We start from the raw sequence: 24,965 nt of genomic DNA, 5'->3' as shown, positions 1-24,965 counted from the left end.
TATTTTCAATTAATTTCAAATAAAATCACACCAATAACAAATTATCACGCAAAATATACACAAGAAAAATTCAATTTAAGTTTTGTTTCAGCAATTCTACAATTGTTCTTAATTATATTTTACCGCCTTCTCCATCAGAATAAATTATTAAGTGGTTCTGTAAATTTGCCCATTTTGAGTATCTTTGGAGGCGAATTATTAAACATCAAAACAGGAATTATAACTTATGAAAAAAATGATCTCATTTCTTGTACTGATCATCACTTTTGGTTTTGTGAATGCTCAGGAAAATTTTGAAGTGTCTACTTTAAGAATCGGGCCGTACAAGATCTTTATGGAAAAAAGTGAAGCAGAAAAGATAGCCGGCACCTCCATAAAACTTTCAACAGGAGATGTAAAAAACACTATTAAATACAATGGTGAATCAATTAATATTGACGTTTTTCAAGGTTATGGCGGAGAAGCCAGACCTAATGCCGTTACCATTACGGGACTTTCCACCACCAGTAAAAAGTTTAAAACCAAAAGCGGAATGGGAGTGGGAAGTACCAGAGACGAGCTGATCAATACATACAGAAATTATCCCACCTTTAGTATCCGTCCGGAAGTGGACGATAATGGCAAACGTATTAAAGATGCGGGATACTTTAATATTGAAGATTATGATGCCGGAACACAGCTAACATTTAAATTTATGAATAACATTGTTACGGAAATCACCGTTTATGTGAATGAAGGCTGTTAAAAACAGGGAAATAATCAAATAATTCAAAATCCGGATCTTAGGTCCGGATTTTTACATTTCCATAAGCCATTAAAAAATTGTAAATTCGCGTGCAAATAAATCAGATATAATGAGTAAAAGTATTGAAGAGCTAAAATCTCTTACTACGCAGATCAGAAGAGACATTTTAAGAATGGTTCATGCTGTAAATTCAGGGCACCCGGGCGGAAGTTTAGGCTGTACGGAATTTTTCACAGCACTTTACGGGAAGGTAATGAACTATAAGCTTCCTTTCACGATGGAAGGTAAAAATGAAGATCATTTTTATTTGTCAAACGGGCATATTTCTCCGGTTTTCTATTCTACTTTAGCAAGATTCGGTTTCTTCCCGGTTGATGAACTGAGAACATTCAGAAAGCTGGATTCAAGATTACAGGGGCACCCTACTACTCATGAAGGGCTTCCTGGTATCAGAATCGCTTCCGGTTCTCTTGGGCAGGGACTTTCTGTTGCTCTTGGTGTAGCTGAAGGGAAAAAATTAGACGGAGATCAGTCTTTTGTTTACTCTCTTCACGGAGACGGTGAACTTCAGGAGGGCCAGATCTGGGAAGCTCTGATGTATGCTGCTGCTAAAAAAGTAGATAACATCATTTCTACGATCGATTACAACGGACGTCAGATTGATGGGGATACGGATGATGTATTGAGTCTCGGAAACCTTCACGCCAAGCTTGAAGCTTTCGGATGGATTGTTCTTGAAGAGAAAAACGGAAACGACCTTGAGGCCGTTATCGCAATTCTTGAAAAAGCAAAAACTGAAACAGGAAAAGGAAAACCTGTGGCAATTATCCTTCACACAGAAATGGGTTACGGGGTAGATTACATGATGGGAACTCATGCATGGCACGGAAAAGCGCCTAATGATGAGCAATTGGAAACAGCATTCAAACAACTGTATTTAGAAGCTCCTGCAGATTACTAATTCTTAAATCCCGATTAAAAAAATAAAAATGAAATTTACATATACAGAAAAAAAAGATACACGTTCAGGATTCGGAGCCGGATTGGCTGAGCTTGCAGATAAAAATCCTAATGTAGTAGCCCTTTGTGCAGACCTTATCGGTTCTTTGAAAATGGAGAAATTCATTGAAAAAGCTCCTGAGAGATTCTTCCAGGTAGGTATTGCTGAAGCAAACATGATGGGTCTTGCCGCAGGTCTCAGCATTACAGGAAAGATTCCTTTCACAGGAACTTTTGCCAACTTCTCTACTTCAAGGGTGTATGACCAGATCCGTCAGTCTATTGCCTATTCAGGGAAAAATGTAAAGATCTGTGCATCTCACGCCGGTCTTACTCTGGGGGAAGACGGGGCTACCCACCAGGTTCTGGAAGATATCGGGATGATGAAAATGCTTCCCGGTATGACCGTCATCAACCCATGTGACTATAACCAGACCAAAGCGGCTACGATTGCTATTGCTGAACACGAAGGTCCTGTATATTTAAGATTCGGAAGACCGACAGTTCCTGTATTTATTCCGGAAGATATGCCTTTCGAAATCGGAAAAGGAATTTTGCTTCAGGAAGGAACAGATGTAACGATTGTTGCAACAGGGCACCTGGTATGGGAATCTCTTGTAGCGGCTGACGAGCTTGAAAAAGAAGGTATTTCATGTGAGGTGATCAATATCCACACGATCAAACCTCTGGATGAAGAAATCATCTTAAAATCTGTTGAAAAAACAGGAAAAATCGTAACAGCCGAGGAGCACAATTATCTTGGTGGTTTAGGTGAATCTGTTGCAGGAATGCTTGCCAGAAGAAGACCTACAAGACAGGAATTTGTAGCGGTAAACGATACTTTCGGAGAATCTGCCACGCCTGCCGAGCTGATGAAGAAATATAAGATTGATGCTGCTGCCGTAAAAGAAGCGGTAAAAAGAATTTTAGCGAACTAAGATTTCAAAGCATTATAAATAAACGACCCGGGCTGTTCCTTCGGAACAGCCCGGGCTCTGTTTTCATCGTATTGTTTTTCTAAGGTGTACGTTATTAATGGCCGGTTCTCCGGCTGAAAGAACTGCCTGCCGCCTCAAGTACAGGGCCGAGTATATCCCTGATGTATTCTTCTTCCCTCCTTTCCGAAGCTTTGGAATTTGAAAAATAGCTGCTGATCCTGTAACTTTTCACAAACTGGTTCCTTTTTTTTCCGATCGCATAAAAATATCCCCCATTATCTTCATTGATGAAATAAGTCATCTCATCAAAATTCATCAGCTTTCTGGAGAATATCCATTTTCTGTAAATACACTTTTCGGATTTATCAAAAATATACTTTACGGGAACCCGGAAAAACAGCTCAAACAGTAAAAAGATCATATAAATACTCCATATAATCAGAGCTGTTCTGAATTGGTATGCAGACATTTTATTCATAAATCGGATGATTACCGGCAGGGCAATTATTCCCAGTCCCAGCCACCAGACCAGCGTTCTCAGTAAATTATAATTGGGCATAAAGCTTATTTCATTCCCGAATTCCCTGAATTTATAACGGTCTATTGCATTCATCTTCTGTTTTCATTAATTCCCATAAGATCTTCCGTTTCATTCACCATTTTCTGGATCCCTTTCTGGGTAACGGATTGCCCGATCGTCAGCTTTTTGTTTTGTCCTTCCACTTCAAAATGAATAGACAGTATTACATTGGTTGTAATAAAACCCATATACCGGGTAGTAAATACTTCAAAATTGGTAAAATCTTTAAAGGAATAGGTTTTTGCCGGAACAAAGATGGTATGCCTTCCCGTAATGGTCTGCCTGTCCGGGTCTATAATCAATTTTTTGGTGAAGAAATTAATGATGATCAATATTCCCGCTGCTGCCAGAAATAATGCAAAAAGCGGCATTTCCAGCCGGTACACCATTACCGCGGCAGCAAACATCAGAACTGTCAGTATAGTGATAAATACAGGTTGGTTTCTGAAGACATAAAGGTTTCCGTCCTGCTTATAATAAGTGTATGTATTCATAAATAATATTTTGTGTCTGGCTGAGATTATATGATGATGTGTTTTTATGGTTGTTTTTTATTGTTTTTTAATGTTCCCGGGCTATGTTTCTTCCGATATATTTTTCAAGCTCCAGAAACATTTCTTCAATCGGGAGTACCTGCAGATCCGGATGATTTTTCAGCCACCGGGAATTTAATTCTATAAGGTCTTCCTCAAGGCTGTAAAATGAACTGTTTTTCAGTTTATCACGGGTCTTATTAGGTCCGAAATACTCACTTTCCAGAAACTTCTGAAGTTCGCCTTCCTCCAGATCTTCCACTTTTGATGATTGTTCGTTAAACAGTTCCAGGTGTTTCCCTGCACCCATTTTTTCCAGTCCGTTTTTAATAATCTCATTCAGTTCCGGAGACCATCCGGTGTTCCAGACAAACTGTGAAAAGTTCCCGTTTCTGTACTGTGAAAGGTAGTAATCTACATAATAGCTTGTCACAGAGTCTTCATGAATGTTTTCTATTTCAAAACCTTCTTCCTCCAGCAGGTTTACGACGGATATATTGGAAGAAATAATATCGTAAAGTTCAGGGCTGTTAAAAGAGGTTTCAGATACAATTATTTTATTCAGTTTCATAAGTCTGTTTTTTTTAATGTTTTCATGTTTCTCAGTTTTTATTTTACGAATGGGCGGAAGAAGGAGCCTGGAGGTTACTCTTGGTTAAAGAATTAAAGATCTATGTAAAATTTATTATTAATGACTTTCATAACTTCTCTATTCCAGCTTCAGCCCCGTCTCAGCTCTGATATCCGGCTGAGAATCTTTTAATAAGTTCCCCAGGTATCCATCCAGCCCAGATATTCATCTTTGTAAACGTTATCATTGAGCCTGGCGATCATTTTTTTCTGTTCTTCTTTTTCAAATTCATAATCCGAAACGGCAAAAATCAGGAAAATATCCCTGCCTGTAATCTTTCTGAAGAAGTCTTCATTTTTAAGCTTTTCCAGCACTTCAATGCAGGTTTTATAAAGTTTACCCTGAAATTCTGCAAACCATTTTTCCTCTTCATTCTGATCCAATACATTACGGAGGCGGGTGCAAATTTCATCGAACTCATCCTCAGCTCCATCCATTTCATAGGCCCATTCAGCGGGTTCATATTTATAATAAAGAAAATCATCTTCATCTGCTTCTTTCAGATTTTCCAGGGTATTGGCTGCCGGGCAGACTGTCATTGCTCCTTCATCGCTGTATAAAGCAAAACTGTATATCTTTTCTGCACCGTGTTTTTCATACACTTCCAGGAATGCTTTCCTCGCAGCACCTTCTATCTGCTGTTTCAGGTCTTCAAAATTCATATTTCTTTTTTTTTAGTGGCAGACAAAAATACTTTTATCCCGCCCAATGAGCTTACCCAATTCTGTAAAACTCCAGCCGGTTTCATGATTATGGCTACTTATTTTATCTGAACTACCGGTTTTTGTGATATATAATCCAGCCCGGGATGATAATGGCCGCCGCCAAAAGTAATAGCGGCAGATCTCCATATCCAAATAACCAGGAAGTTTCCTTAGACGGGCCTATTTTTACGATTACGGTCAGGCAGAAACCTATAATAATCAGGATAATACCTAATGCTTTTTTCATAATATCATATTTTTAATGTTTGATGGATCAGTCTACAAAAGTATTATAGCGGTCAAGAATATATCCGGCTTCTCTTTCCAGCTCATCAAGATCACTATTGACACTTTCACTGTTTTCATTCAGGCTGCGCTGTGCGATACGCATTTTACCAAGAAAATCATTCACAGCATTATTAAAGGCAAGATAACTGCTCTCTTTCTGTTTTTCAGAATAAGGAATCTTTTCTTCCATATTCCGTGCATATAATTTTTCCATTTGCTGATACTGTTGAGCAAACAGTTTTTTATAAGCATTAACATCTGTAAACTGATAAGAATCATCAACGATCTTCTGGCTCAGTTCCATTATTTCTTTAGACTGAAGGATCTGATCTTTCAGCGGATGATCCTTAAGAACTTCTACTTCGGCTTTATCTGCTCTCGGAGCGAGTTTGACGAACAGTTCATTCGCGGCACTACGGTTTTCTTTGATCAGCTGATCTGCTTTTTCACGAAGCTCGGAAATTTTCTTTCCTTTGTCATCTTTCCAGTCTTCCGCATCTTTATAGGATTTCAGTTCTTTCTCTTTAAGCTTCAGTTCTGAGAATGTGCTGATCATTTTATCCACCAGAGTCTGATAATCTTTTCCCAAAACATCAGGAACCTTCATCTCTTTTTCAGCACCCATCATAATGGTAGGAGTAAACATAGGAGACATCCCCGAATACTGCGGTTTCGCAAGCGCATTTTTCACATAGCCGTCCATCTGGCTAAGGGCATCCTGAAAATTTTTGATAAATTCGGCATGAACGTCGTCCATCTTCACTATTTTATTATTAAAAGTGATAATATCCCTGTTCTCGTCCCCGGAATTTACGCTGAAAGGATTGACCTGTCTTGTATTGTCCTGCGAAAGTTTATCTTTTATTTTATCCAATTTATCACAGGATACAGTGAAAAGACTCAGTATAGACACTCCTGTGATGATTGCTGCTTTTTTCATAATTTAACGGTAATAAGATGTTTTTATCTTGTGTTTTTATTAAGATCTTCCAGTTCATTCACAACTTCCTGCATGGTTCTTTTACTGAAAGACTGTGAGATCACCGGACGTTTGAAACCTGAGACATTTTTAAAGTTCGCGTACAGAAAACATCCTAAAGGAATAAATCCCATGCGGATGGTCTGCAGTTCAAATCCTTCAAATTCATCCAGATTATAAGTAAATTTCCTTCGCTTCAATCCTGCATTTACCACTGTAAGCAGCTTTGAAACAGGATCAAAATGAATTATAGGCGGAATGAAAGAAATGACCGTCAGCAGCAAAGAAAACAACAGCAGTACAATTCCTGTTTTCAGATAACTGCTGTATACCATCACCAGAATGGAAATAATACCCCACGCCGGTGCTATAATATGCTGCAGCGACAGGTACTGTCTCACTGCATATCCCGTACCTTCTTTCTTCAGGTGTTTAAACGTTTCCATACCGGCTTATCCGATAAATGAAAATTTATCTTCAAACATTTTTCCGATGAAAGGCAGAGGTTTCTGCGCATCATTGGCCGCATTAATTATTCCGATAACAATTAATATAAATGGAATAATTCCCAGTATTCCCAAAAGACCGATGTGGGTAACCGTCATTAATATTCTAAGAATAATTCCCAATATCAATGAAAAGACTGCCAGTCCCAATCCCTGTTTAAGGTGATACTTCAAAGCTCCGTCCGCTTTGTCTTTTCCAATAATGAAGGCAATCAGCCAGCCGAACAGGGTAATGTATGATACAATAGATAATGTTTTGTTGTCCATGATAAAAAGATTTTTAAAATTAATAAAATGTGATGTAAAATTTGTTCTGTCAAAAATGTAGCAGAAAAACATAAAAACACTTTTTTCTGTTCCTACAAAACACCTTCAATCCGAATCAACAATGACTACAAAACGACTACATACTTTTATATAACACTAATTATCAATTATTTAAAAAATCAATTATATTTTAAAAGCCTGTTCACCAATTGATCTATATCTACAATTTTCGTACTTTCACCTGATGAAACTGAAATACTCTTTTTTATACTTCCTGTTTTTATTCTCCGGCGTGATCTGTACTGCCCAGAATACATTTATGGACGGATTGAAAAACCAACTGAATCAAAACAGTGTTTCGGTTTCTGAGAAATTCAGGATCTATAATGAGCTTACTGAATATTACAGGATCAGCGATCAGTACTCCGAAGCTGAAAAATATGTACAGCAGCAGCTGAAACTGGCCCAAAGCGAACATAATAGCACGGAAGAGGTAAAAGCTCTGGTTCAAAACGGGATTATCCGGCTTAACCAGTCAGAATATAACAAGGTGCCGAAGATTATTGATGCAGCCAATACCATTGCACAGAAAAGTAAAGATAAAACAGCCTCCCTGTATGCTGCCTATCTTAATATTTATTATCACAATACACTGGGGGATCCTGAAAACACTATTAAGCTTATTCAGAAAGTACTTCCTGAAGTAGAAAAACGCCCTTCTGAAATTCTTCTGAATGCCAAACTGAATTACCTTCTTTATGGAATTTATGCAGAATGGAATGATGCTGAAAGTGCAACCCGATACGCCCGGAAATCGATAGATCTTGCACAGCAGTCAGGAAATAAAAATATGCTCAGTTCTGCGTATTCTGCTATGGCTGTCTGCTACTCTTTCCTGTATGAAAAGACCGGTGATCTAAAAGATTTAAAATCGGTTATCGAAATGTGTAAGAAAGCCGTTTCCCTTTATCATGAGTTTCCCGGCCATGTATCAGACTATACCCACTCGCTGGCTTTACTGAATATCACCAACTATTATTTAAGTTACCCGGTTATTACGCCTGAAATCCGTACCGAAATTCAGAAGAATACACAGGAAATTTTTGATCTTACCCTGCATACTACCTATAATCAGAATATCCGGGCAGGTGCTTTCGGGATCTTAAGTGCCCTTGCCATGAAGGATCAGAACGACAGGCTGGCTGAACAGTATCTTCTCCAGGCCGAACAGCTGTTGCTGACCCAGAAACCGGTATATTACCACGTGATGATCAATGTAGTCTCCGATCTGGCCAAATTGTATGCCAAACAGCAGAACTATCAGAAAGCCTACGAATATCAGTCTAAACTAACGGAATACAACAGCTTACTCTTTGACCAGAACCAGGTGGAAACCGCTAAAAGACTGGAAGCGCAATACCAGTCCCGGAAAAAAGAATCTGAACTAAAGGCTCTGAATGAAAAAGCCGACAGCCTGAAAAAAGAAAAGCTTTTATATATAGGATTAGGAATCATAGGATTGACCGGCGCTTTTTTCATGTTCCGTTCCTACCATTATAAACTGAGATACTCCATAGAAAGGGAGAAAAAGCTCAATACCGATAAGCACGAGGCCGAAATGCAGGTGAAATTTCAGCAGGAAGAACAGGCGAGACTGAAAGCTGAACAGGAGCTGCTTACCCTTCAGCAGCAGAAACTTCAAAGCGAAGTACTGGCCAGCCAGCTGCATATTCAGCATAAAAATGAAGTTCTTCAGCAGCTGCATACCCAATTGTCTGAGACTGATATCAATATCCATCAGATGGTAAAAGAACAAAACCGCGTAGACAGTGATTTTGAAAAAATCACCTTCAGAATTCAGGAACTGCATCCGGATTTTTTTAAAAACATCAATGAAAAAGCCCTGCAAAAGCTTACTCCGCTAGATCTGAAATACTGCGCCTACATCTATCTGGGCATGGAAACCAAACAGATCGCCAACCTGCTGAACGTAGAACCCAAAAGTGTAAGAATGACCAAATACCGGCTTAAAAAGAAATTCGGACTGGACGAAAATACAGCACTGGATTCTTTCTTCCAGGGAGTGTTTCCCCAAAACAATACACGATTGATCTGACATGTGTACATATTTTATACCCGTTTCTATTTTGCATATGTTGTCACAGTTATTGTACAATAAAAAACACATTATGCACATTGTGCAATTTTCTTAATTTTTTACTTCAAAATATTTTCACTTACTCCATACCTGTTTCCGGATTTTTAAATCCGGTTAAATACCTCATGAACCATCATTATTGATTTGTACAAACAAAAAATTGCAATTACAAAACATTAATAATCACAAAATAGTGAGATACTTATTTTTAGTTTTGAAAACATCAACGTTGAGTAATCGTCCGGTTTATTTTGCCTGCATGTGTACAGTGCCGGATAAAATAGAAGGATATCCACCCCATGCCAGGGATCATATGGCAACACAAATTTTAATCAAAAATTATCATTATGAAAAAATTACAAGGAATGAAGACTGACTTCTCTTCATTAGAAAACAAGAAACTTAAGAATTTAAAAGCAATTTCCGGTGGAACGGCAAGTAGTAGAAACGCATCATCGGCATATAACACTCCTCAGGGAAGAGTGGAAGATACGGATTATTATACTGATGACACACCGGGAAACTGGAAATATAAGGGCAGATTAATTATTGGAGAAATTGCACCAGCAGATCCGTATTAATAAATAATTAAGGAGAATTACGGTTCTCCTTAATCGTTTTTTAAGATTAAAACTGTTTTACATTATGAATTATAAGTTTTTATTAAGCTTTAGCTTTTTGTTACTTCTGTGTATGTTTTATTTAATCGGCTGTCAAAAGAAAGATGTCAATTATATTCTATATTATCAGAAAGTTAATGAGATTGACAGTATATACAGAATAGCAGGAAATCCCAGACTGGCAGCAGAAGAATATAAAAGACTATTCGATGAATATGAGCCCAGAAACCTGGAACGTATCCGGGAATATGAGACCTATATTCAGCTTGCAGATAAGTATAACATAGATTTTGGCGGTAAAAAAGGACTAAAAAAACTGATCCCTTTAATAGCACCTCATGGTGAATACTACAAACAATATTTCCCATTGTTTAAAAAATACGGAATAGACAGCCTTAGCCTAAAAGAAAAGATTGCAGACTGGAAAGAGGATTTGAATCAGACACTTATAGATTCGTTTACCGTTGCCATGAAAAGAGATCAGGAAGGAAGACCCATTGATACTGCATTAACAAGAAGAAACGTAGAAAAAAATTCACGGTTCCTGATATGGGTTTTTAATAAATACGGTTATCCTACTCCGCAAAAAATGGGTACCATGGGGCATAATGATACTTTTTTTGCCATGACTACTTTCCTTACTCATATGAGTGAAACAAAAAAATATTACCCGGAAATAAAATCCAGATTATACGGATACATAAAATCAGGAGACTGTGCTCCCCGTGATTATGCGCTAATGATTGATGGTATGGCCTTATTGAATAACACAGACCCTATATATCTTTTTAACCCCGGTGTTTCAAAAGATTCTGCACAAACCAACCGTAACAGAAAAAGTATAGGATTGCCAAGTATAAAACATACCAATCTGCTGGTAAAGGATTCTTTCATGCCTGTACTTATTACAGAGAATAGAAAATAACAGAAAGGCCGTATGAGAGTCGAAGCCGTCAAAATTAATTTCGTTTACCTTATGATTTACCGAATTATATTATTAAGCATTATTTCTTTAATAAACATAAACTGTCAAAAGAAATCTGTCAATTATATTCTATATTATCAGAAAGTTAATGAGATTGACAGCATTTACAGGTTGGCCAATAATTCCAAACTGGCAGCAGAAGAATACAAAAAATTTTTCGAGAGAGGAGAATATGAACCGAAAAACCAGGAAAGAATTAACGAATATGAAACTTATATAACACTTGCTGACCGTTATAATATTGATTTCGGGGGTAAAAAAAGCCTGAAGAAGCTGATTCTTTTAAAGGCTCAAAGAGGTGGTAACTGTAAGGAATATTTTCCGCTTTTCAAAAAATATGGAGTTGATAGCTTGTATGTAAAAGAACAGATATTAAAATGGAAGAAAGGGCTAAATCAAAAGCTCATAGACTCCTTTACAATAGCTATGAAAAGAGATCAATTAGGACGGAAAAATTTTGATACTGCTGTAACAATGGCTAACGTACGAAAAAATGCAAAACTCCTTATCTGGACATTTACTAAATACGGCTATCCTACACCACAAAAAATGGGAACAATGGGACATGATGATACTTTTTTTGCCATGACTACCTTTCTTACCCATATGAATGATGCTAAAGAATATCCCTTTATAAAATCTAAATTATATGAATATGTAAAATCAGGAGACTGCCTTCCCCGTGATTATGCCTTAATGATTGATAATCCGGCTTTTCTGGCTGATAAAGAAGGTATATACAGATTCAACCCTAATGTATCGACAGATTCTGCTAAGATTAACCGCCACAGAAAAAGCATAGGACTTCCAAGTTTAAAGCATGCAGCTGCTATAAAAAAAGACTTTTTCAAAACTCATAGTAGATAATAAACTCAAAAAAATCTGAAAATGATTCTCATTATCTCCAACAACAAAGAAGGGGCTACCGAATGTGTTATTGAGTGGCTGTATAAAATGGATAAAAAATTTATCCGGGTTCATGAAGACGAGTTTTTTGAAATCAAAGTTCATCAGCAGAAAATCTTTCTGGAAAGTCCCCGGAACAGTTTTTTCCCTGATGATATTACCAGTGTATGGTACAGAAGAGGCGGCTTAAAATTCAAACGGTTCCGCTATATTCATGAAGCGGTAGATCAGCATATGAATGAAACCCAGCATTGGCTGGAAGACTATGTATATACCATACTGGAGTCTAAAAAGCATATCAGCAAACAGTCAAATGCTCAGGTGAATAAGCTTATTGTTCTTCAGAAGGCAAAAGAAGCAGGCCTGGATGTACCTTCCTATTTTCTTTCCGATCATACGGACCATATACAGCTGGGAAATACAATCGTTAAACCCATTTCAGGAAATCCTGTCCTGGTAAATCTAAAAAAAGAGACGGATGGTGTGATGTATACCAGTATTATCAATGAGCATGAAAGCAACTTCTTCATCTCTTTTTTTCAGGAAAAAATAAGAAAAGACTATGAAATCCGGACCTTCTATCTGAACGGCAGATGCTGGTCTATGGCCATATTTTCACAAAATGATAAGCAAACCGAAGTAGATTACCGGAAGTACAATGACGATAAGCCCAACAGGAATGTGCCCTATCAGCTGCCGGTAAATATTGAGAAAAAAATACATTTGTTAATGCAGACCCTGGACCTGAACTGCGGATCTCTGGATTTTATAAAAAGCGGTTCACGGTATTATTTTCTTGAGGTAAACCCTGTGGGACAGTTTATGCACTTATCCACCTGCTGCAATTACTTATTAGATAAAGAAATTGCCGAATACCTGTCATAATCTTTTATTTTATATTGATGAAAAACATGATCAACGAGAAGAATAAACTTCCTCTCACCTTTAAATATCTGGAAATGATCAAACAGAAAAAGACATTCCGGAAATCGTCTTCAATCGCCCGTTACACAAAATCAAAAAAATACCAAACCGATTTTCTGCTCATCGAAGAACCAGAAAAATCACTGGTAAGATTCATATGAAATATTTCAATCTCTTCAGCAATATCCTGATTACCAAAGGAGCTAAAAGGATCCTGGTTTCTGACCTGCAAAGGAATAATTCAGAACTCTACCCTATTGAACTTTATGAAATCATTGAGGAACTGAAAAAGAATTCCATTGAAAGTATTGTAGAGAATTATGATGAAGAATCCCAACAGATTATTTATGATTATATTGATCTCCTGATTGAACAGGAATACGGTTTTATAAGCTATGGAAACCCTAATAAAAACTTTATTCCACTTTCATATCAGTATCAGACTCCTGCTGAAATCTCCGATATTTTTATAGAAATACATGATCTGTCTGTATTAAATAAAATAAAACAGTCTATTGAAAACCTGGGAGTGAAACATCTCAATATATTCTGTAAAAAAGAACTTTCTGTAAGCGAATTTCAGGAAATAGACACGATCTTTATAGAATCTGTGCTAAACAGTATTCAGGTGTTTTCGCCCTTTTCTTATTATGTTGACCAAAATTTTCTGAATACGCTGCATCATACAGCTGTAAGAATTTCCAATCTTGTTTTTTATGGCTCTAAAAAATCTCCTCAGTTTGCAAAAAACAGGTTCCGGTTTACTGTTCATTTTATTAAGGAGGAACTCGAAATATCGTCCTGCGGAAAAGTAGATCTTAAATACTTCAACACCAATCAGCCTAAAGTACTGGAAGCCATCAACCACAATTCCTGCCTTCATAAAAAAATAGGCATTGATATAGACGGAAATATCAAAAACTGCCCTTTAATGCCGGAAGTTTATGGCAATATTCACAATTCCGGTCTTGAGGATGCATTGCGTCAACCCGGGTTCAAAAAATACTGGAACCTTACCAAAGACCATATTGAAGGCTGTAAAGACTGTGAATTCCGATATATCTGTACGGACTGCCGGGCCTATACAGAAAGAAATCACACCGATAGTGAGGGTTTAGACATCTCAAAGCCTTTAAAATGCGGTTATGACCCATATACCGGCCAATGGGAGGAATGGAGTAAAAATCCTTTGAAACAGAAAATGATCAGTGATTACAAACTGTAAATCCTGTTATCTGAAAAACTTCCATTTCGGAATAATCGCCAGCATCCCGAATCCTGTAAAAAGGAAAAGGTTGGTGACATCGGTATACAGGAATGTAGACAGGTAATAATTGTGCATAAAGAAATGCAGTACCAGTAATGCCGGGAACATATAAATTCCTATTTTCCGGTAAAACAGCATCAGAACAAGTCCGGTCATCATCAGAGCATCTATGGAAAAGATAACGTAAAAATACCATCTTGGAATCTGAAGATACTCATGCTGAAGATATTCATCCACATCAATTCCCAGTCCCATTACCGTAAACAGCATAAGGGCTGCAAACGCCAGAATAAATCCCCATCCTTTCTTCGGATCTTCGTCAAAATAGCTGTATTCTTCCATAGGTACAAAAATAAAGAACTTATGAGTAATTTCATAAGTTCTTTGGATATATTATTCGTTTAAAATTTGAATTAAACAGAAATAGCGTTGATCAGTCTGTTTTTATCGCTTAAGTATTCCTCCATAGAGATCATACTTTCTGTTCTCATTACATCCTGAATGTCATCTATCTGATAGATAATTCTTTTTGCGTCATCGGTGTTTTTGGCTCTTACCTTACAGAAAATGTTGTATTTTCCGGAGATAACACTAGCTTCGATTACGTTAGGAATAGTTGACAATTCTTTCAGTACTTCCTGAGTACGGTTTGATTTTGTCAAAAGAATCCCGATAAAAGCAGTAAAGTGATAGTCCAGCTTACCGTAATCGATGTTCAGAGATGATCCCAAAATAATACCTGCATCCTCCATTTTTTTCACTCTTACGTGAATTGTACCAGCGGAAACATCCATCTGCTTAGCAATTTCCGTAAAAGGCATTCTTGTGTTCTCTACTAAGAAATCAAGAATCTTCTTGTCTATTTCGTCCAGTTGATAGTTCATATTAGTTAAATTACAATTTTCTTAAAAAATCTATGTATTTTTTGCAAATTTATAAAAAATAATTTAACTAAAAAAATTATATCAAATATTAACAATAATTAACACAGATGATAAAAATCATTAAAATATTCAGATTATTTACCTTCCGATTTTGTAGAATCTGTTTTTATTTCCGTTTTGGGTTCCGGGAGTTTTTTATCTTTTTTCTTCTTTTTAAATAAAGAATTAAAGCTTTTGCTCCACACAACACCCCCTCCATACGCTTGATTTGCAGAACCATTCGTACTCACCATTCCGATGTTGGTAGGCTTGGAATACCCTCTCAGAATAAGGCTTCCGTCATTTTTCTTGGAAATATCGTATTCAATGGAGCCTTCACCGGAAAGGTAATTATTCTGGGTACCTTCAGTTTTATTTAAAGGGATTCCCAATCCGGTTTTAATGTTCACTCTCGGCGAAAGCGCAACACTTACTCCGGCATTGGCCCGGTCGCCGGTATTCGAGTTCTGATCTCCTTTTACATAGTTCAGGTCGATCTGAAATTCATTACTCATCGTATTAAGAACCGACCCCAGCTGTTTCAGAAGCATATTGTATCCGGAAGATTCCGCTACACCGGCTACGTCGAATCCTACTCCACCGGTATTCGATACATTAAAGGTACTCAGAAGCAGTACAGAACCGAACTGAAGTACTTTTTCACCTTCCTGGCTCATCTTGGCTGCCAGTGTTTCCTTTACCTGGCTGGAAACGTCCAGAGCCGTTACATTCAGGTCTATTTTAGGGTTGATAAGACTTTGGGTAATATTGGCCTGAAGCAGGACACTGATCGGCTGTAATTTGCCCATGCTCAGATATTCTCCTGCATTGGAAACCATTCTCACATAATTGGCTGTAATATCCAGCGCCGGTTTCATAGCGTCTCCGTCCCATCTGATGCTGCTGTTCTTTTCGATCTGGAAGGTTTTATTCAGGATAGCTTTGGAAACAAATGTTCCGTTATCTACTTTATAAGTACCGTTCATGGCTATATTTCCCTGTTTTCCCATCTGGAATCTGAGCTTATCCGCCGTACCTTTTACGGAAATATTTCCAACATCATCTCCTACCAGTACATTCACGGTAGTTCCTTTATCTACATCCAGGCTGAAATCAATATTCATATTGGCCCCGGTTTTTTTCTTCTCTTCCAGGGTGATCAGTCCGTCTTTTCCTTCTTTCAGGAACCTCAGCATTTTAAATTCTTCAACATTTGAAGTCGAACTGGAATTAAAAGTAAAAGTACTTCCGTTAAGCGCCTTCATATTCGGCGTGGTAATACTTAATCCGGAAACAGGACCATCCACATACAGGTCTCCCTGTCCGTATACCCTTCCCCAGAACAGGTCAAAATCTTTCTGAGTGGTATTCAGCATCAGAAGGTTATCTGCCCTCATCAGCAGGTTGACTCCCATTGAAGAAAGCGTATCAAACTGTATCGTACCGGAAACGGTTCCCTTAGAATTGGATCTTCCGTCATGTACCTCAATATTATTAAGAATGGCCAGCCCTCTCGAAAGACCGATCACCGTATCATCAAATGAATAATCTACCCCGGTAAACAGAAGTTTCAATCCAAAACCTTTCAGTGCAATATCCCCGCTGTAATCCAGATCACTGAATTTTCCGCTGATTTTAAGATCTCCGGTAGCTTTCCCTCTGAGGTTTCCAAAAATAGTCTGTACAAACTGTTGCGTAAATGCAAGATCGAAATCACGCATTTCTGCCGTGAGATCAATAGTAGGTGATGCCGTATTATTATTGACGGTACCCGTAAGATGCAGATTGTTATTTCCGATTACCCCGGCAGAAGCAACCTTTACATCAATATCATAAACATTCAGTGAAAACCCGTTTGTTGCCGAAATGGTAAGATCTCCCATATCATTTCCGTTCATCATAATATCATCAACGGTAAGGTCAACCAAAGGCTGCAGCGTATTCTTATCCATTCTGATCTTCACACTTCCGTTGGCAAGCCCCTTAATATCCATAGGATTTCCTCCGGACTTCATTTCAAGAAGCTTTTCAACAGCAAAATCGTTGATATCTGCATCTACATAAAAATCCTTTATCGATTTAAACTGTGCCTCCTTGATAAACAGTGCGCTTTTATCTGAGTAAATCCTCAGGTTCCGGATATCAAAATCTTCCGTATTCCTTCTGTAAGTGATCGAATGATCCAGTTCCGGGCTCGTATCTATTGCCCAGGTTACATCATTGAACTTCACTTCCGTAGGTTCGAATTTGAAAACATAATCCCCCGCCGCATTGGTAGACTGATCTACATTAATGGCATAGGCTTTAAGATTGTCATCCTTTTCATCTTCCGGACTTCCGTGTTTGAATGTGGTTGCCAGATGAAGAGCCGTTCCGTTTTCATTTTTACCTTTCAGTTCAAAATTCTTAATGATATTTTTATTGTATTCCAGCCTGCTGATCCTCGCATAAAGCTGTTCATCGAGATTAGCCGTATTGATCCTTACCATTACACTGTCTACCATGGCACTGTCTCTGGAAATATTGGTCCGGTCGTTGATCTTGTATTCAGGATTGGCAGCAGCCAGTGCTTTATCGGCATCCGAAACCTCCTCCTTCTTCGTCATGATATACTTTAAAGAAGCCGCATCCAGATTCAGGATCAGGTTATTTGAATTTCCGTCATATTCGCCATTTACAACGGCACCCTGCGGCAGTTTCAGATCCGGAAGAAAGTAATTCACCACCCCCTGCTGAACATCAAAATTCATGGTAAAGCTCTGCCCTCTGTACAGTTTTCTTGGCGGAGGTCCTACCAGTATCTTTCCAATCCCGTTCTCAACCATTCCTGCAAGGTCTGCCAGGTTGTATTTTCCGGAAATCTTCCCGTTGGCAGCTCCCGGCGCATCTATTTCTATCACCCTTCCTCCCCCTTCAATGAACGTTTTGGCTTTAGCTTTAGGAATCACATATTTTTGAGTAGCCGTGGCAAAATGAAGATCGCTGGCTTCTACATCCAGGGTAAGATCATTAATGGAAGACATCGCCATTTTACCATCCACCTTTCCGCTTACAATCTGGTTTCCGGGTTTATTGGTAAAGTAATTCATGTTCAGATAGCTCACATCGGCATTTACATTCATTGCTACCCTTGATGTACTGAAATCAATAAGCCCTTTGACCGTTGCTTTAGCCTGTTCATCATTTACCGTAATAAGTCCGTTATATTTTTTATGGTCTAAAAGCCCGTCCAGATAAAGGTTGTTGATTTCCTTATTCATGATCTCAATACTCGAGATCTGGGATTTCGTAGTGATACGCATGGTGTTGACATCGAAACTCTGCCCGTTAATATCAAATTTACCGGAAATAAGACCTACCGTTTTATTTTTCGTGATTACCGAAGTATTCAGATCTTTTACTTCAACATATCCGGAATATTTAGGCATTGCCGTACTGTAATCGGTTAGTGAAAGTTTTGAAATTTTGGCCTGTCCGATTCCTGTCATCAGGTTTCCCGAAGGTACATACACCTGTTGTGGATTTACTTTTGCCGCACCATTGAATTTTAGTTTGCCAAAGTCATCGGCAAAATTCTTCATTTTCTTTGCAATGAATGAAGGCATCATTGCTTTGAGGTCCTTATAGGTAAAGTCTGCGGAAAGATCATTGGTCTCTATCAGGAAATTTCCTTTCAGCAGCCTGTCTACTTTCATAGTACTCGTTGCAATATTCACATCAGGATTTCTGATCAGGAAGTTTTCAAGGTGAAATTTATTGAGAGGGCCTGTCATTTTTCCGGCCAGATTAAACGGTTTAAAGTTATCCCAGTTGGTCACAAAATAACTGATATCATACCCACTGAGCTGGCTTCCCTGATTAATTTCCATATCCCAACGTACACGGTCTGCAAAATCGGCCCAAGAACCGTCATTAAGGTTGAATTTGATATTTCCCTGCAGCAGGCTGTGATCTGTATTTAAAGTAAGATCTTTTAATGACAGAAATTGTCGCGTTAAAGAAAGTTCGGTTGAAAAGGTATCAACAAAATGAGACTTGCCCCATCTGGAAGTAACGAAGGACATATTATTGATGAGTGCCGATATATTGGGTCCGTTAACTTTTACATTGGGAGCTTTAAGGTTGAATTTTGTGGCGGTAAGCCATTTTCCCGGCTCTCCGGGTGAGTTTTCATTAACGATAGATACTTTGGAATCAATGATCTGTACCCGGGAATTCAGCTGAAAAGGAGGCTTTTTAGGATCTCTTTTTTTTCCGTTATCAAATAATTCCGTAAACCGGATAAAATTCGAAATACTGTCTCCTTTATAGGTAATTACTTTTACATCTGCATTTACAAGGGTAAGAGAATTAAAACTCAGGGAATTGCTGTTTCCTGAAATGGCATTATACGCAAGCGACATCCAGTCTGAATTGGCACGGAACTCTTTGGCTGTAATAAACTCCAGACCTTTGTAGTCTTTAACTTTCAGTCCTTTTATCGTTACATTTCCAAAATAATTTACGTCTACACTTTCCGTAGACATATCGGCTTTAAAATCTTTATTTACAATCTGAAGAGCCTGATCTGCCGCCCACTGTTTGGTGGCAGGAAGATTGATGACCACAAGAACACCGCCTGCAAGAACAATTCCCAGCCAGAAAAGGATGAGAAGAAGCCTGGCCCACCAGGAATAGCTGGTGACATCTTTCATTGCCTGCTTCCCAAATTCCTCAGCTGTTTCAATAGGATGATTGATCGCATCTGATGCCAGTTCAGACGCTCCTTTAACTGTTTCTTTCACAGCACCTTCTACATTCTCAACAGTCTTCTGTACCTGATCACTTATGTTTTCAGCTACTGATTTTTTATTCTCATTCTCGTTATTATTCTCTAACTTTGCCATTATTATGAGCGACTCTATAATTTTAGGTATTGAATCGTCCTGCGACGACACCTCAGCAGCTATCATCAAGGGAAACTGCATTTTGTCGAACATTGCCGCAAATCAGGCCATCCATAAAGAATATGGTGGTGTGGTTCCCGAACTGGCATCGCGAGCACATCAGCAAAATATAATCCCCGTTGTTGAAAAATCTATTACTAAAGCAAATATACAACAAAATGCTATTTCTGCTATAGGATTTACACGCGGGCCCGGACTTTTAGGATCTCTTCTTGTAGGAACCTCCTTTGCCAAGTCTCTGGCAATGAGCTTAAACATACCGTTAATAGAAGTAAATCATCTCCAGGCTCACATTTTAGCCCATTTTATTGAGGATGCAAATCCTATGCCGCCTGAATTCCCTTTTCTGTGTCTTACAGTAAGCGGAGGACACACCATGATTGTACTTGTCAAAGATTATTTTGATATGGAAATTATCGGAAAAACAATTGATGATGCAGCAGGAGAAGCATTTGATAAAATCGGAAAAATTTTTGATCTTGATTATCCTGCCGGTCCTATCATCGACAGGCTGGCTAAGGAAGGAAACCCGGATGCCTTTAAGTTTAATAAGCCTAAAATGGATAATTATGACTATTCATTCAGCGGCATTAAAACTTCGGTCCTGTACTTCATTCAGAAAGAAGTCAGAAAAAATCCGGACTTTATTAAGGAAAACCTTAATGATCTTTGTGCCTCCGTTCAAAAGTCCATCATTGAAATCCTTATGAATAAGCTCGAAAAGGCTGCGGCTGATCTAAACATAAGAGAAGTAGCCATTGCGGGTGGAGTATCTGCCAATTCTGCCTTAAGAAAAGCTATGGAAAATAATAAAGAAAAACTGGGATGGAACATCTACATTCCAAAATTCGAATATACCACAGACAATGCAGCCATGATCGCTATGGTAGCCCAGCTGAAATTTGAAAGAGGAGAATTTACAGACCTGAGAACCACAGCCACTGCGAAGTACGATCTGTAAACGCTCTTTTATCAACGATATCCTTTTTATGAAACTATTTTACGGACATATAGAAAACAGTACAGTAACCATTCATGATGACGAACAGCAGCATATGATAAAAGTGCTGAGAATGAAAGCCGGTGAAGAAATTTACGTGACCGACGGAAAAGGAAACCTGGCTTCCGGAAAACTGCTGACAGAAGGTAAAAAAGCAGGAATAGAAGTTTCGGAAATTAAAACCGGACTTCCTGATTTTAGTCCCCAACTTCATATTGCCATTGCTCCGACAAAGAATATTGACAGAATTGAGTTTTTTGTGGAAAAAGCCGTGGAAATGGGCATTTCGGAAATCAGCATTATCGTTACAGAAAAAACGGAACGCAAGAATATCAATATCGATAAGATCAGGAAACAGGCTGTTGCGGCCTCTAAACAAAGCCTGAGATTTCATTTCCCTGTAATCCACGATGCTGTAAAACTTTCTGATTTCTTAAAAAACATCGATCCGGAATATACCTTTGTGGCCCATTGTCATGAAAATCTGGAAAGAACCGACCTTAAAGCGATTCCCCATCTGGAACAGCTTACTTTTTTAATCGGACCTGAGGGCGATTTTTCTGAAAAAGAGATTTTATTTTTAGCAGAACATAAAATCAAAGCGGTTTCATTAGGAAATCAAAGGCTGAGAACAGAAACAGCAGGTGTTTTTGTGGCAGCATGGAATTATTTTAATATGAAAGCTGTTAATAGCTAAAGTCTCATCTTTATTAATCCATAAAGAGTTAACCGTATGATTTATTTTTTGCAGAAATCCAAAACCTAACAGGTCTTTGAGACCTGTTAGGTTTAGAAAAAAGAAAAACCTGCTGAAATTCAGCAGGTTTTGGTTGCAGAAAGGAAGGGATTCGAACCCTCGATACAGTTACCCGTATACTACCTTTCCAGGGTAGCTCCTTCAACCACTCGGACACCTTTCTAATTGAGATTGCAAAAATAGAGTATTTTCTTGAATCTGCAAATTATTTTTGAAAATTAATTGGATATTTCTCCACAAAGGCTTTTTTCGAAATTATCGGCGAAAGTTCCCGGATAATTCGGGTTGTCTATCAGGTGCATGGCTTTAGTGATTGCACTTTCGGCTGTCATATCCCTTCCGCTGATTGCGCCGATTTTTGAGAAGATATTGCTGTTTTCATACTTACCAAATGAGATTCCACCTGATATACACTGGCTTACCACCACTATTTCTGTACCGTTATTCCTGATAGACTCAAGGGTTTCCTGGGTTTTTTCACTGCTGAAGATCGTCCCGGAACCGAATACCTGTAAAATCAGAACCTTCATTTTAGGAATTTCTTTAAAATGGCTCAGATGCATTCCCGGGAAAATTCTCCAGAACAGAACATCTTCGGAAATATGTTCGTCAACATGAAACTGTACCTGGGGATCACAACGGTAAAGATTGTCTTTGATGATATTCAGATGAACTCCGGACTGCCCTAAGATCGGGAAGTTAGGACTGGCATAGGCATCAAAATATTCAGCGGAATATTTCAGCGTCCTGTTTCCTCTCAGCAGTTTATATTCAAAGTAAATGGCGACTTCCTGAATGACGGCTTCATCATTTTCATAAAGACTGGCATAATAAAGACTGGTCAGAAGATTTTCTTTCGCATCGGTTCTGAGGTCGCCGATCGGAAGCTGGGAGCCGGTCATGATCACAGGTTTTCTCAATCCTTTCAGCATAAAACTTAATGCAGAAGCCGTATAAGACATCGTATCTGTTCCGTGAAGAATCAGGAAACCGTCATACTTATCATAATTTTTGTAAATATAATTAGCGATAATTTTCCATTCCTCCGGTCCCATATCTGATGAATCCAGTGGTTTTGCGAATGGATGTACAAAAACCTCACATTCCATCAGTTTCATTTCGGGCATTTTTTCAAAAATGTTTCCAAAATCAAAGGCGCGGAGACTTCCGGTTTCGTAATCTTTTTCCATACCGATGGTTCCTCCGGTATAAATGAGCAGGACTTTTCGTTTCATGAATTACTTTTTAGTAAGAATTTGAGCCTCATTCAGGATCATAGCCCAAAATTACGTTAATTTGCAAAGATTTGAAAACGAATGAAACGCTTATGATAAAATTTTATCAGAATAAGGCTGTGATGGCAGGCGTTACATTGGATATTGAAAAAAATAACTCAATGCAGATGAAAGATTTAACGCAGACTTTTGAATATTTGAAACAGTTTTTAACAGAAGAAAGACTATCAAAAATTGAACATTTTTCCCGGGAAAGTTCAGATTTTGTACTGCCGGTTGTAGAAGATATTTATCAGTTCCGGAATGCTGCGGCTATTGTACGTTCTGTGGAAGCCTGTGGTTTTCATAAAGTAGTGGCATTACAGGAAGAATACAGCTTTGAACCTAATCTCCGTGTAACTAAGGGTGCAGATACCTGGGTGGAGGTAGAAAAGCTTCCCCGGAATATGGAGTCTTTTCAAAAAATTAAAGAAAGAGGATATAAAATTGTAGCTGTTTCACTTGAAAACAATGCAAAAATGCTTCCGCAATACGAAATTACGGAACCTATTGCCCTGGTTTTCGGAACGGAAATGGAAGGTGTTTCTGAAGAAATTCTGGAATTTGCGGATGAGACGCTGGCCATTCCGATGTATGGTTTTACGAGAAGTTTTAATGTTTCGGTGGCGGCCTCTATCTGTATGTATGAATTGAAACAAAAACTTATCAAATCCGGTATTGATTATAAATTAAATGAAGAAAAGCTGTTAAGAATGAAAATACTCTGGGCGGTAAACTCGATAAGAAGCGGACAGCAGATTTTCGAAAAATACCTCAAAGATCATAACCTTGAAATATAGCAGGATATACATTCTCCTTACTGCCTCACTCGTAAGCTGTAACAAAAGAAAGCCTGGTATAACGGAATTCCCGAAAGAATCCCTGTAAATTCCAACTCTTTAGCAACCCAAAAAGAGTTGAAATAAAATACTGAAATACAGGAATTTACAAATAAAGCCATACAATTGTCGTAAAACTGTCATATACTTTTGAGTTAAAAACAGGTCCTGATTTCCGAATCTTGTACAAAAGATTAATATGAAAACATTCAGAAGGATTCTGTCAGGTATTTTAATAGTTAGTGTGCTTATGTTTTTGGGCGGATATTTTTATTTTAACCAAAAATTCACTCCTGAAAAAAATTATTTAACGGTAAAAAACGAGAGCGGAAAGATTCCGGTGAAATGGCAGGGAAAGGACAAAAGCGCTTTACTTGTCCCTGTAAACTTTCCGGGAGATACGGCTACTTATTATCTTCAGTTTGATACAGGAGCGGTGTATACTGAATTTTACAGCCTGCCCATAAAAAAGATTAAAGGAGTTATGGTTCATGATGACCGTGCTTCTTCAACGTTCTGTATTGGAAAAACAAAAATCTCATCGGATAAATTCAAAATTTCTGCAATGGGAAAAGAATCCGGTAAGATTATGGGCACACTTGGAGCCGATATTCTTGAAAACAGGAAAACCATCATCAATTTTAAGGAAAACTTCATCGTTTTTAACCTGTCTGAAGAACCTGCAGAATTTCAAAACAGTCTTATTGATTTTACATTTAAGAAGAGAAAAATTATTATTCAGGGTATTTTAAAAGGAAGGGAAGAGAAATTTCTGTATGATTCGGGAACAAGTGCTTATGAACTTTTAACGGATAAAGAGCAGTGGACGGGTTTAAAATTATCCCAATCAGAAGTCACGGTAGAAAAAGCCCGGTCGAGGCCTACTATTTTAACGGCGTATACCGCAAAAAGCAATACTGACATTCGTTTTAAGAACAAGAAGATTCCTCTGACTGCGGTAACGTATGTTGAGGGATTCTCTCAGAGCCAGTATATGCTCATGAAATTTTCCGGCATGACGGGAATGCTGGGCAACAGGATCTTTTTACAAAACAGCATTTACATTGACTGTGCCCGTGAAAAGTTAGGCATTCTGTAAAATACACCCACTGTATTTCCATTCCTAAATTTTTCCCAAATCATATGCTTATTTTGTTGTGTTTTTAAACAGTATTAAGAGATTTTGAATAAACTTT

General features: G+C 38.1%; 26 protein-coding genes and 1 tRNA gene. 14 read left to right on the top strand and 13 right to left on the bottom strand.

Going from position 1 to position 24,965, the window contains the following annotated elements; translation table 11 throughout:
• Window positions 1–226: 226 nt before the first annotated feature.
• The 3 genes from AC106S_RS08680 (at window position 227) to AC106S_RS08670 (ending at window position 2,682) form a co-directional block, all read left to right on the top strand.
• Window positions 227–745: a hypothetical protein gene (locus AC106S_RS08680; RefSeq protein ID WP_482438679.1), complete on the top strand. Its 519-nt coding sequence runs from the start codon at window positions 227–229 to the stop codon at window positions 743–745.
• 106 nt (window positions 746–851) lie between these two features.
• The gene (locus tag AC106S_RS08675) at window positions 852–1,706 is read left to right on the top strand and encodes a transketolase (RefSeq protein WP_482439567.1); all 855 of its coding nucleotides are present in this window, start codon (window positions 852–854) and stop codon (window positions 1,704–1,706) included.
• Window positions 1,707–1,734: 28 nt separating this feature from the next.
• Complete coding sequence (locus AC106S_RS08670; protein ID WP_482438678.1) at window positions 1,735–2,682, top strand: transketolase family protein; 948 nt, start codon at window positions 1,735–1,737, stop codon at window positions 2,680–2,682.
• Window positions 2,683–2,776: 94 nt separating this feature from the next.
• Here the strand turns inward: AC106S_RS08670 and AC106S_RS08665 are convergent, their stop codons facing one another.
• The 8 genes from AC106S_RS08665 to AC106S_RS08630 form a co-directional block, all read right to left on the bottom strand.
• Window positions 2,777–3,295: a hypothetical protein gene (locus AC106S_RS08665; RefSeq protein WP_482438677.1), complete on the bottom strand. Its 519-nt coding sequence runs from the start codon at window positions 3,293–3,295 to the stop codon at window positions 2,777–2,779.
• On the bottom strand, window positions 3,292–3,756 hold the full coding sequence (locus AC106S_RS08660) for a hypothetical protein (RefSeq protein ID WP_482438676.1): 465 nt from the start codon (window positions 3,754–3,756) through the stop codon (window positions 3,292–3,294). The genes AC106S_RS08665 and AC106S_RS08660 overlap by 4 nt, the downstream gene beginning before the upstream one ends.
• Window positions 3,757–3,823: 67 nt before the next feature.
• On the bottom strand, window positions 3,824–4,366 hold the full coding sequence (locus tag AC106S_RS08655; RefSeq protein WP_482438675.1) for a DMP19 family protein: 543 nt from the start codon (window positions 4,364–4,366) through the stop codon (window positions 3,824–3,826).
• A gap of 188 nt (window positions 4,367–4,554) precedes the next feature.
• Window positions 4,555–5,088, bottom strand: coding sequence for a DUF4303 domain-containing protein (locus tag AC106S_RS08650; RefSeq protein ID WP_482438674.1), 534 nt, complete (start codon window positions 5,086–5,088; stop codon window positions 4,555–4,557).
• A 112-nt stretch (window positions 5,089–5,200) separates the two neighbouring features.
• A complete protein-coding gene (locus AC106S_RS08645) occupies window positions 5,201–5,377 on the bottom strand; it encodes a hypothetical protein (RefSeq protein ID WP_482438673.1) in 177 nt (58 codons plus the stop codon).
• 27 nt (window positions 5,378–5,404) lie between these two features.
• Entirely contained in the window at window positions 5,405–6,358 is a 954-nt protein-coding gene (locus AC106S_RS08640) for a YiiG family protein (protein ID WP_482438672.1), read from the bottom strand.
• A gap of 23 nt (window positions 6,359–6,381) precedes the next feature.
• The gene (locus AC106S_RS08635) at window positions 6,382–6,843 is read right to left on the bottom strand and encodes a hypothetical protein (protein WP_482438671.1); all 462 of its coding nucleotides are present in this window, start codon (window positions 6,841–6,843) and stop codon (window positions 6,382–6,384) included.
• A 6-nt stretch (window positions 6,844–6,849) separates the two neighbouring features.
• Window positions 6,850–7,170, bottom strand: a complete 321-nt coding sequence (locus AC106S_RS08630; protein WP_482438670.1) for a magnetosome magnetite crystal formation protein family — start codon at window positions 7,168–7,170, stop codon at window positions 6,850–6,852.
• Between the two features lie 244 nt (window positions 7,171–7,414).
• Between AC106S_RS08630 and AC106S_RS08625 the strand changes: the two genes are divergently transcribed.
• The 7 genes from AC106S_RS08625 to gwsS all read left to right on the top strand — a co-directional run bounded on the left by AC106S_RS08625 (window position 7,415) and on the right by gwsS (window position 13,988).
• Window positions 7,415–9,286, top strand: coding sequence for a helix-turn-helix transcriptional regulator (locus AC106S_RS08625; protein WP_482438669.1), 1,872 nt, complete (start codon window positions 7,415–7,417; stop codon window positions 9,284–9,286).
• A 389-nt stretch (window positions 9,287–9,675) separates the two neighbouring features.
• On the top strand, window positions 9,676–9,909 hold the full coding sequence (locus AC106S_RS08620; RefSeq protein WP_482438668.1) for a grasp-with-spasm system A modified peptide: 234 nt from the start codon (window positions 9,676–9,678) through the stop codon (window positions 9,907–9,909).
• A gap of 112 nt (window positions 9,910–10,021) precedes the next feature.
• Window positions 10,022–10,873, top strand: coding sequence for a hypothetical protein (locus tag AC106S_RS08615; protein WP_482438667.1), 852 nt, complete (start codon window positions 10,022–10,024; stop codon window positions 10,871–10,873).
• Between the two features lie 51 nt (window positions 10,874–10,924).
• On the top strand, window positions 10,925–11,800 hold the full coding sequence (locus AC106S_RS08610) for a hypothetical protein (protein ID WP_482438665.1): 876 nt from the start codon (window positions 10,925–10,927) through the stop codon (window positions 11,798–11,800).
• Window positions 11,801–11,821: 21 nt separating this feature from the next.
• A complete protein-coding gene (gene gwsG, locus AC106S_RS08605; protein ID WP_482438664.1) occupies window positions 11,822–12,724 on the top strand; it encodes a grasp-with-spasm system ATP-grasp peptide maturase in 903 nt (300 codons plus the stop codon).
• A gap of 17 nt (window positions 12,725–12,741) precedes the next feature.
• Complete coding sequence (locus AC106S_RS08600; protein WP_482438663.1) at window positions 12,742–12,924, top strand: hypothetical protein; 183 nt, start codon at window positions 12,742–12,744, stop codon at window positions 12,922–12,924.
• Window positions 12,921–13,988, top strand: a complete 1,068-nt coding sequence (gene gwsS / locus AC106S_RS08595) for a grasp-with-spasm system SPASM domain peptide maturase (protein ID WP_482438662.1) — start codon at window positions 12,921–12,923, stop codon at window positions 13,986–13,988. The genes AC106S_RS08600 and gwsS overlap by 4 nt, the downstream gene beginning before the upstream one ends.
• Window positions 13,989–13,994: 6 nt before the next feature.
• Here gwsS and AC106S_RS08590 read toward each other — a convergent pair whose 3' ends face one another.
• The 3 genes from AC106S_RS08590 to AC106S_RS08580 form a co-directional block, all read right to left on the bottom strand.
• Entirely contained in the window at window positions 13,995–14,372 is a 378-nt protein-coding gene (locus AC106S_RS08590; protein ID WP_482438661.1) for a hypothetical protein, read from the bottom strand.
• A 71-nt stretch (window positions 14,373–14,443) separates the two neighbouring features.
• Window positions 14,444–14,914, bottom strand: coding sequence for an Lrp/AsnC family transcriptional regulator (locus tag AC106S_RS08585; protein ID WP_029298841.1), 471 nt, complete (start codon window positions 14,912–14,914; stop codon window positions 14,444–14,446).
• Window positions 14,915–15,048: 134 nt separating this feature from the next.
• Entirely contained in the window at window positions 15,049–19,839 is a 4,791-nt protein-coding gene (locus tag AC106S_RS08580; RefSeq protein ID WP_482438660.1) for a translocation/assembly module TamB, read from the bottom strand.
• 4 nt (window positions 19,840–19,843) lie between these two features.
• Between AC106S_RS08580 and tsaD the strand changes: the two genes are divergently transcribed.
• The gene (gene tsaD / locus AC106S_RS08575; protein WP_482438659.1) at window positions 19,844–20,860 is read left to right on the top strand and encodes a tRNA (adenosine(37)-N6)-threonylcarbamoyltransferase complex transferase subunit TsaD; all 1,017 of its coding nucleotides are present in this window, start codon (window positions 19,844–19,846) and stop codon (window positions 20,858–20,860) included.
• A 28-nt stretch (window positions 20,861–20,888) separates the two neighbouring features.
• Window positions 20,889–21,596: an RsmE family RNA methyltransferase gene (locus tag AC106S_RS08570; RefSeq protein ID WP_482438658.1), complete on the top strand. Its 708-nt coding sequence runs from the start codon at window positions 20,889–20,891 to the stop codon at window positions 21,594–21,596.
• 136 nt (window positions 21,597–21,732) lie between these two features.
• Here the strand turns inward: AC106S_RS08570 and AC106S_RS08565 are convergent.
• Window positions 21,733–21,819 (bottom strand) — tRNA-Ser (locus AC106S_RS08565).
• 55 nt (window positions 21,820–21,874) lie between these two features.
• Entirely contained in the window at window positions 21,875–22,891 is a 1,017-nt protein-coding gene (locus AC106S_RS08560; protein ID WP_482438657.1) for an asparaginase, read from the bottom strand.
• 161 nt (window positions 22,892–23,052) lie between these two features.
• Here AC106S_RS08560 and AC106S_RS08555 point away from each other — a divergent pair, with 161 nt between their 5' ends.
• On the top strand, window positions 23,053–23,730 hold the full coding sequence (locus AC106S_RS08555) for a TrmH family RNA methyltransferase (protein WP_482439566.1): 678 nt from the start codon (window positions 23,053–23,055) through the stop codon (window positions 23,728–23,730).
• Between the two features lie 238 nt (window positions 23,731–23,968).
• Complete coding sequence (locus AC106S_RS08550) at window positions 23,969–24,868, top strand: hypothetical protein (RefSeq protein ID WP_482438656.1); 900 nt, start codon at window positions 23,969–23,971, stop codon at window positions 24,866–24,868.
• The last annotated feature ends 97 nt before the right edge of the window (window positions 24,869–24,965 follow it).

The sequence above is a fragment of the Chryseobacterium sp. FR054 genome (genome assembly GCF_056844565.1).
Note: the sequence above shows the minus strand (reverse complement) of the source record. Positions and strands in the feature narration are given on the sequence as shown.

Bases quoted from the DNA above. Each gene is read 5' to 3' on its own strand.
- AC106S_RS08680 (WP_482438679.1), top strand. From the start codon at position 227: ATGAAAAAAATGATCTCATTTCTTGTACTGATCATCACTTTTGGTTTT.
- AC106S_RS08670 (WP_482438678.1), top strand. From the start codon at position 1,735: ATGAAATTTACATATACAGAAAAAAAAGATACACGTTCAGGATTCGGA.
- AC106S_RS08665 (WP_482438677.1), bottom strand. From the start codon at position 3,295: ATGAATGCAATAGACCGTTATAAATTCAGGGAATTCGGGAATGAAATA.
- AC106S_RS08660 (WP_482438676.1), bottom strand. From the start codon at position 3,756: ATGAATACATACACTTATTATAAGCAGGACGGAAACCTTTATGTCTTC.
- AC106S_RS08655 (WP_482438675.1), bottom strand. From the start codon at position 4,366: ATGAAACTGAATAAAATAATTGTATCTGAAACCTCTTTTAACAGCCCT.
- AC106S_RS08650 (WP_482438674.1), bottom strand. From the start codon at position 5,088: ATGAATTTTGAAGACCTGAAACAGCAGATAGAAGGTGCTGCGAGGAAA.
- AC106S_RS08645 (WP_482438673.1), bottom strand. From the start codon at position 5,377: ATGAAAAAAGCATTAGGTATTATCCTGATTATTATAGGTTTCTGCCTG.
- AC106S_RS08640 (WP_482438672.1), bottom strand. From the start codon at position 6,358: ATGAAAAAAGCAGCAATCATCACAGGAGTGTCTATACTGAGTCTTTTC.
- AC106S_RS08635 (WP_482438671.1), bottom strand. From the start codon at position 6,843: ATGGAAACGTTTAAACACCTGAAGAAAGAAGGTACGGGATATGCAGTG.
- AC106S_RS08630 (WP_482438670.1), bottom strand. From the start codon at position 7,170: ATGGACAACAAAACATTATCTATTGTATCATACATTACCCTGTTCGGC.
- AC106S_RS08625 (WP_482438669.1), top strand. From the start codon at position 7,415: ATGAAACTGAAATACTCTTTTTTATACTTCCTGTTTTTATTCTCCGGC.
- AC106S_RS08620 (WP_482438668.1), top strand. From the start codon at position 9,676: ATGAAAAAATTACAAGGAATGAAGACTGACTTCTCTTCATTAGAAAAC.
- AC106S_RS08615 (WP_482438667.1), top strand. From the start codon at position 10,022: ATGTTTTATTTAATCGGCTGTCAAAAGAAAGATGTCAATTATATTCTA.
- AC106S_RS08610 (WP_482438665.1), top strand. From the start codon at position 10,925: ATGATTTACCGAATTATATTATTAAGCATTATTTCTTTAATAAACATA.
- gwsG (WP_482438664.1), top strand. From the start codon at position 11,822: ATGATTCTCATTATCTCCAACAACAAAGAAGGGGCTACCGAATGTGTT.
- AC106S_RS08600 (WP_482438663.1), top strand. From the start codon at position 12,742: ATGAAAAACATGATCAACGAGAAGAATAAACTTCCTCTCACCTTTAAA.
- gwsS (WP_482438662.1), top strand. From the start codon at position 12,921: ATGAAATATTTCAATCTCTTCAGCAATATCCTGATTACCAAAGGAGCT.
- AC106S_RS08590 (WP_482438661.1), bottom strand. From the start codon at position 14,372: ATGGAAGAATACAGCTATTTTGACGAAGATCCGAAGAAAGGATGGGGA.
- AC106S_RS08585 (WP_029298841.1), bottom strand. From the start codon at position 14,914: ATGAACTATCAACTGGACGAAATAGACAAGAAGATTCTTGATTTCTTA.
- AC106S_RS08580 (WP_482438660.1), bottom strand. From the start codon at position 19,839: ATGGCAAAGTTAGAGAATAATAACGAGAATGAGAATAAAAAATCAGTA.
- tsaD (WP_482438659.1), top strand. From the start codon at position 19,844: ATGAGCGACTCTATAATTTTAGGTATTGAATCGTCCTGCGACGACACC.
- AC106S_RS08570 (WP_482438658.1), top strand. From the start codon at position 20,889: ATGAAACTATTTTACGGACATATAGAAAACAGTACAGTAACCATTCAT.
- AC106S_RS08560 (WP_482438657.1), bottom strand. From the start codon at position 22,891: ATGAAACGAAAAGTCCTGCTCATTTATACCGGAGGAACCATCGGTATG.
- AC106S_RS08555 (WP_482439566.1), top strand. From the start codon at position 23,053: ATGCAGATGAAAGATTTAACGCAGACTTTTGAATATTTGAAACAGTTT.
- AC106S_RS08550 (WP_482438656.1), top strand. From the start codon at position 23,969: ATGAAAACATTCAGAAGGATTCTGTCAGGTATTTTAATAGTTAGTGTG.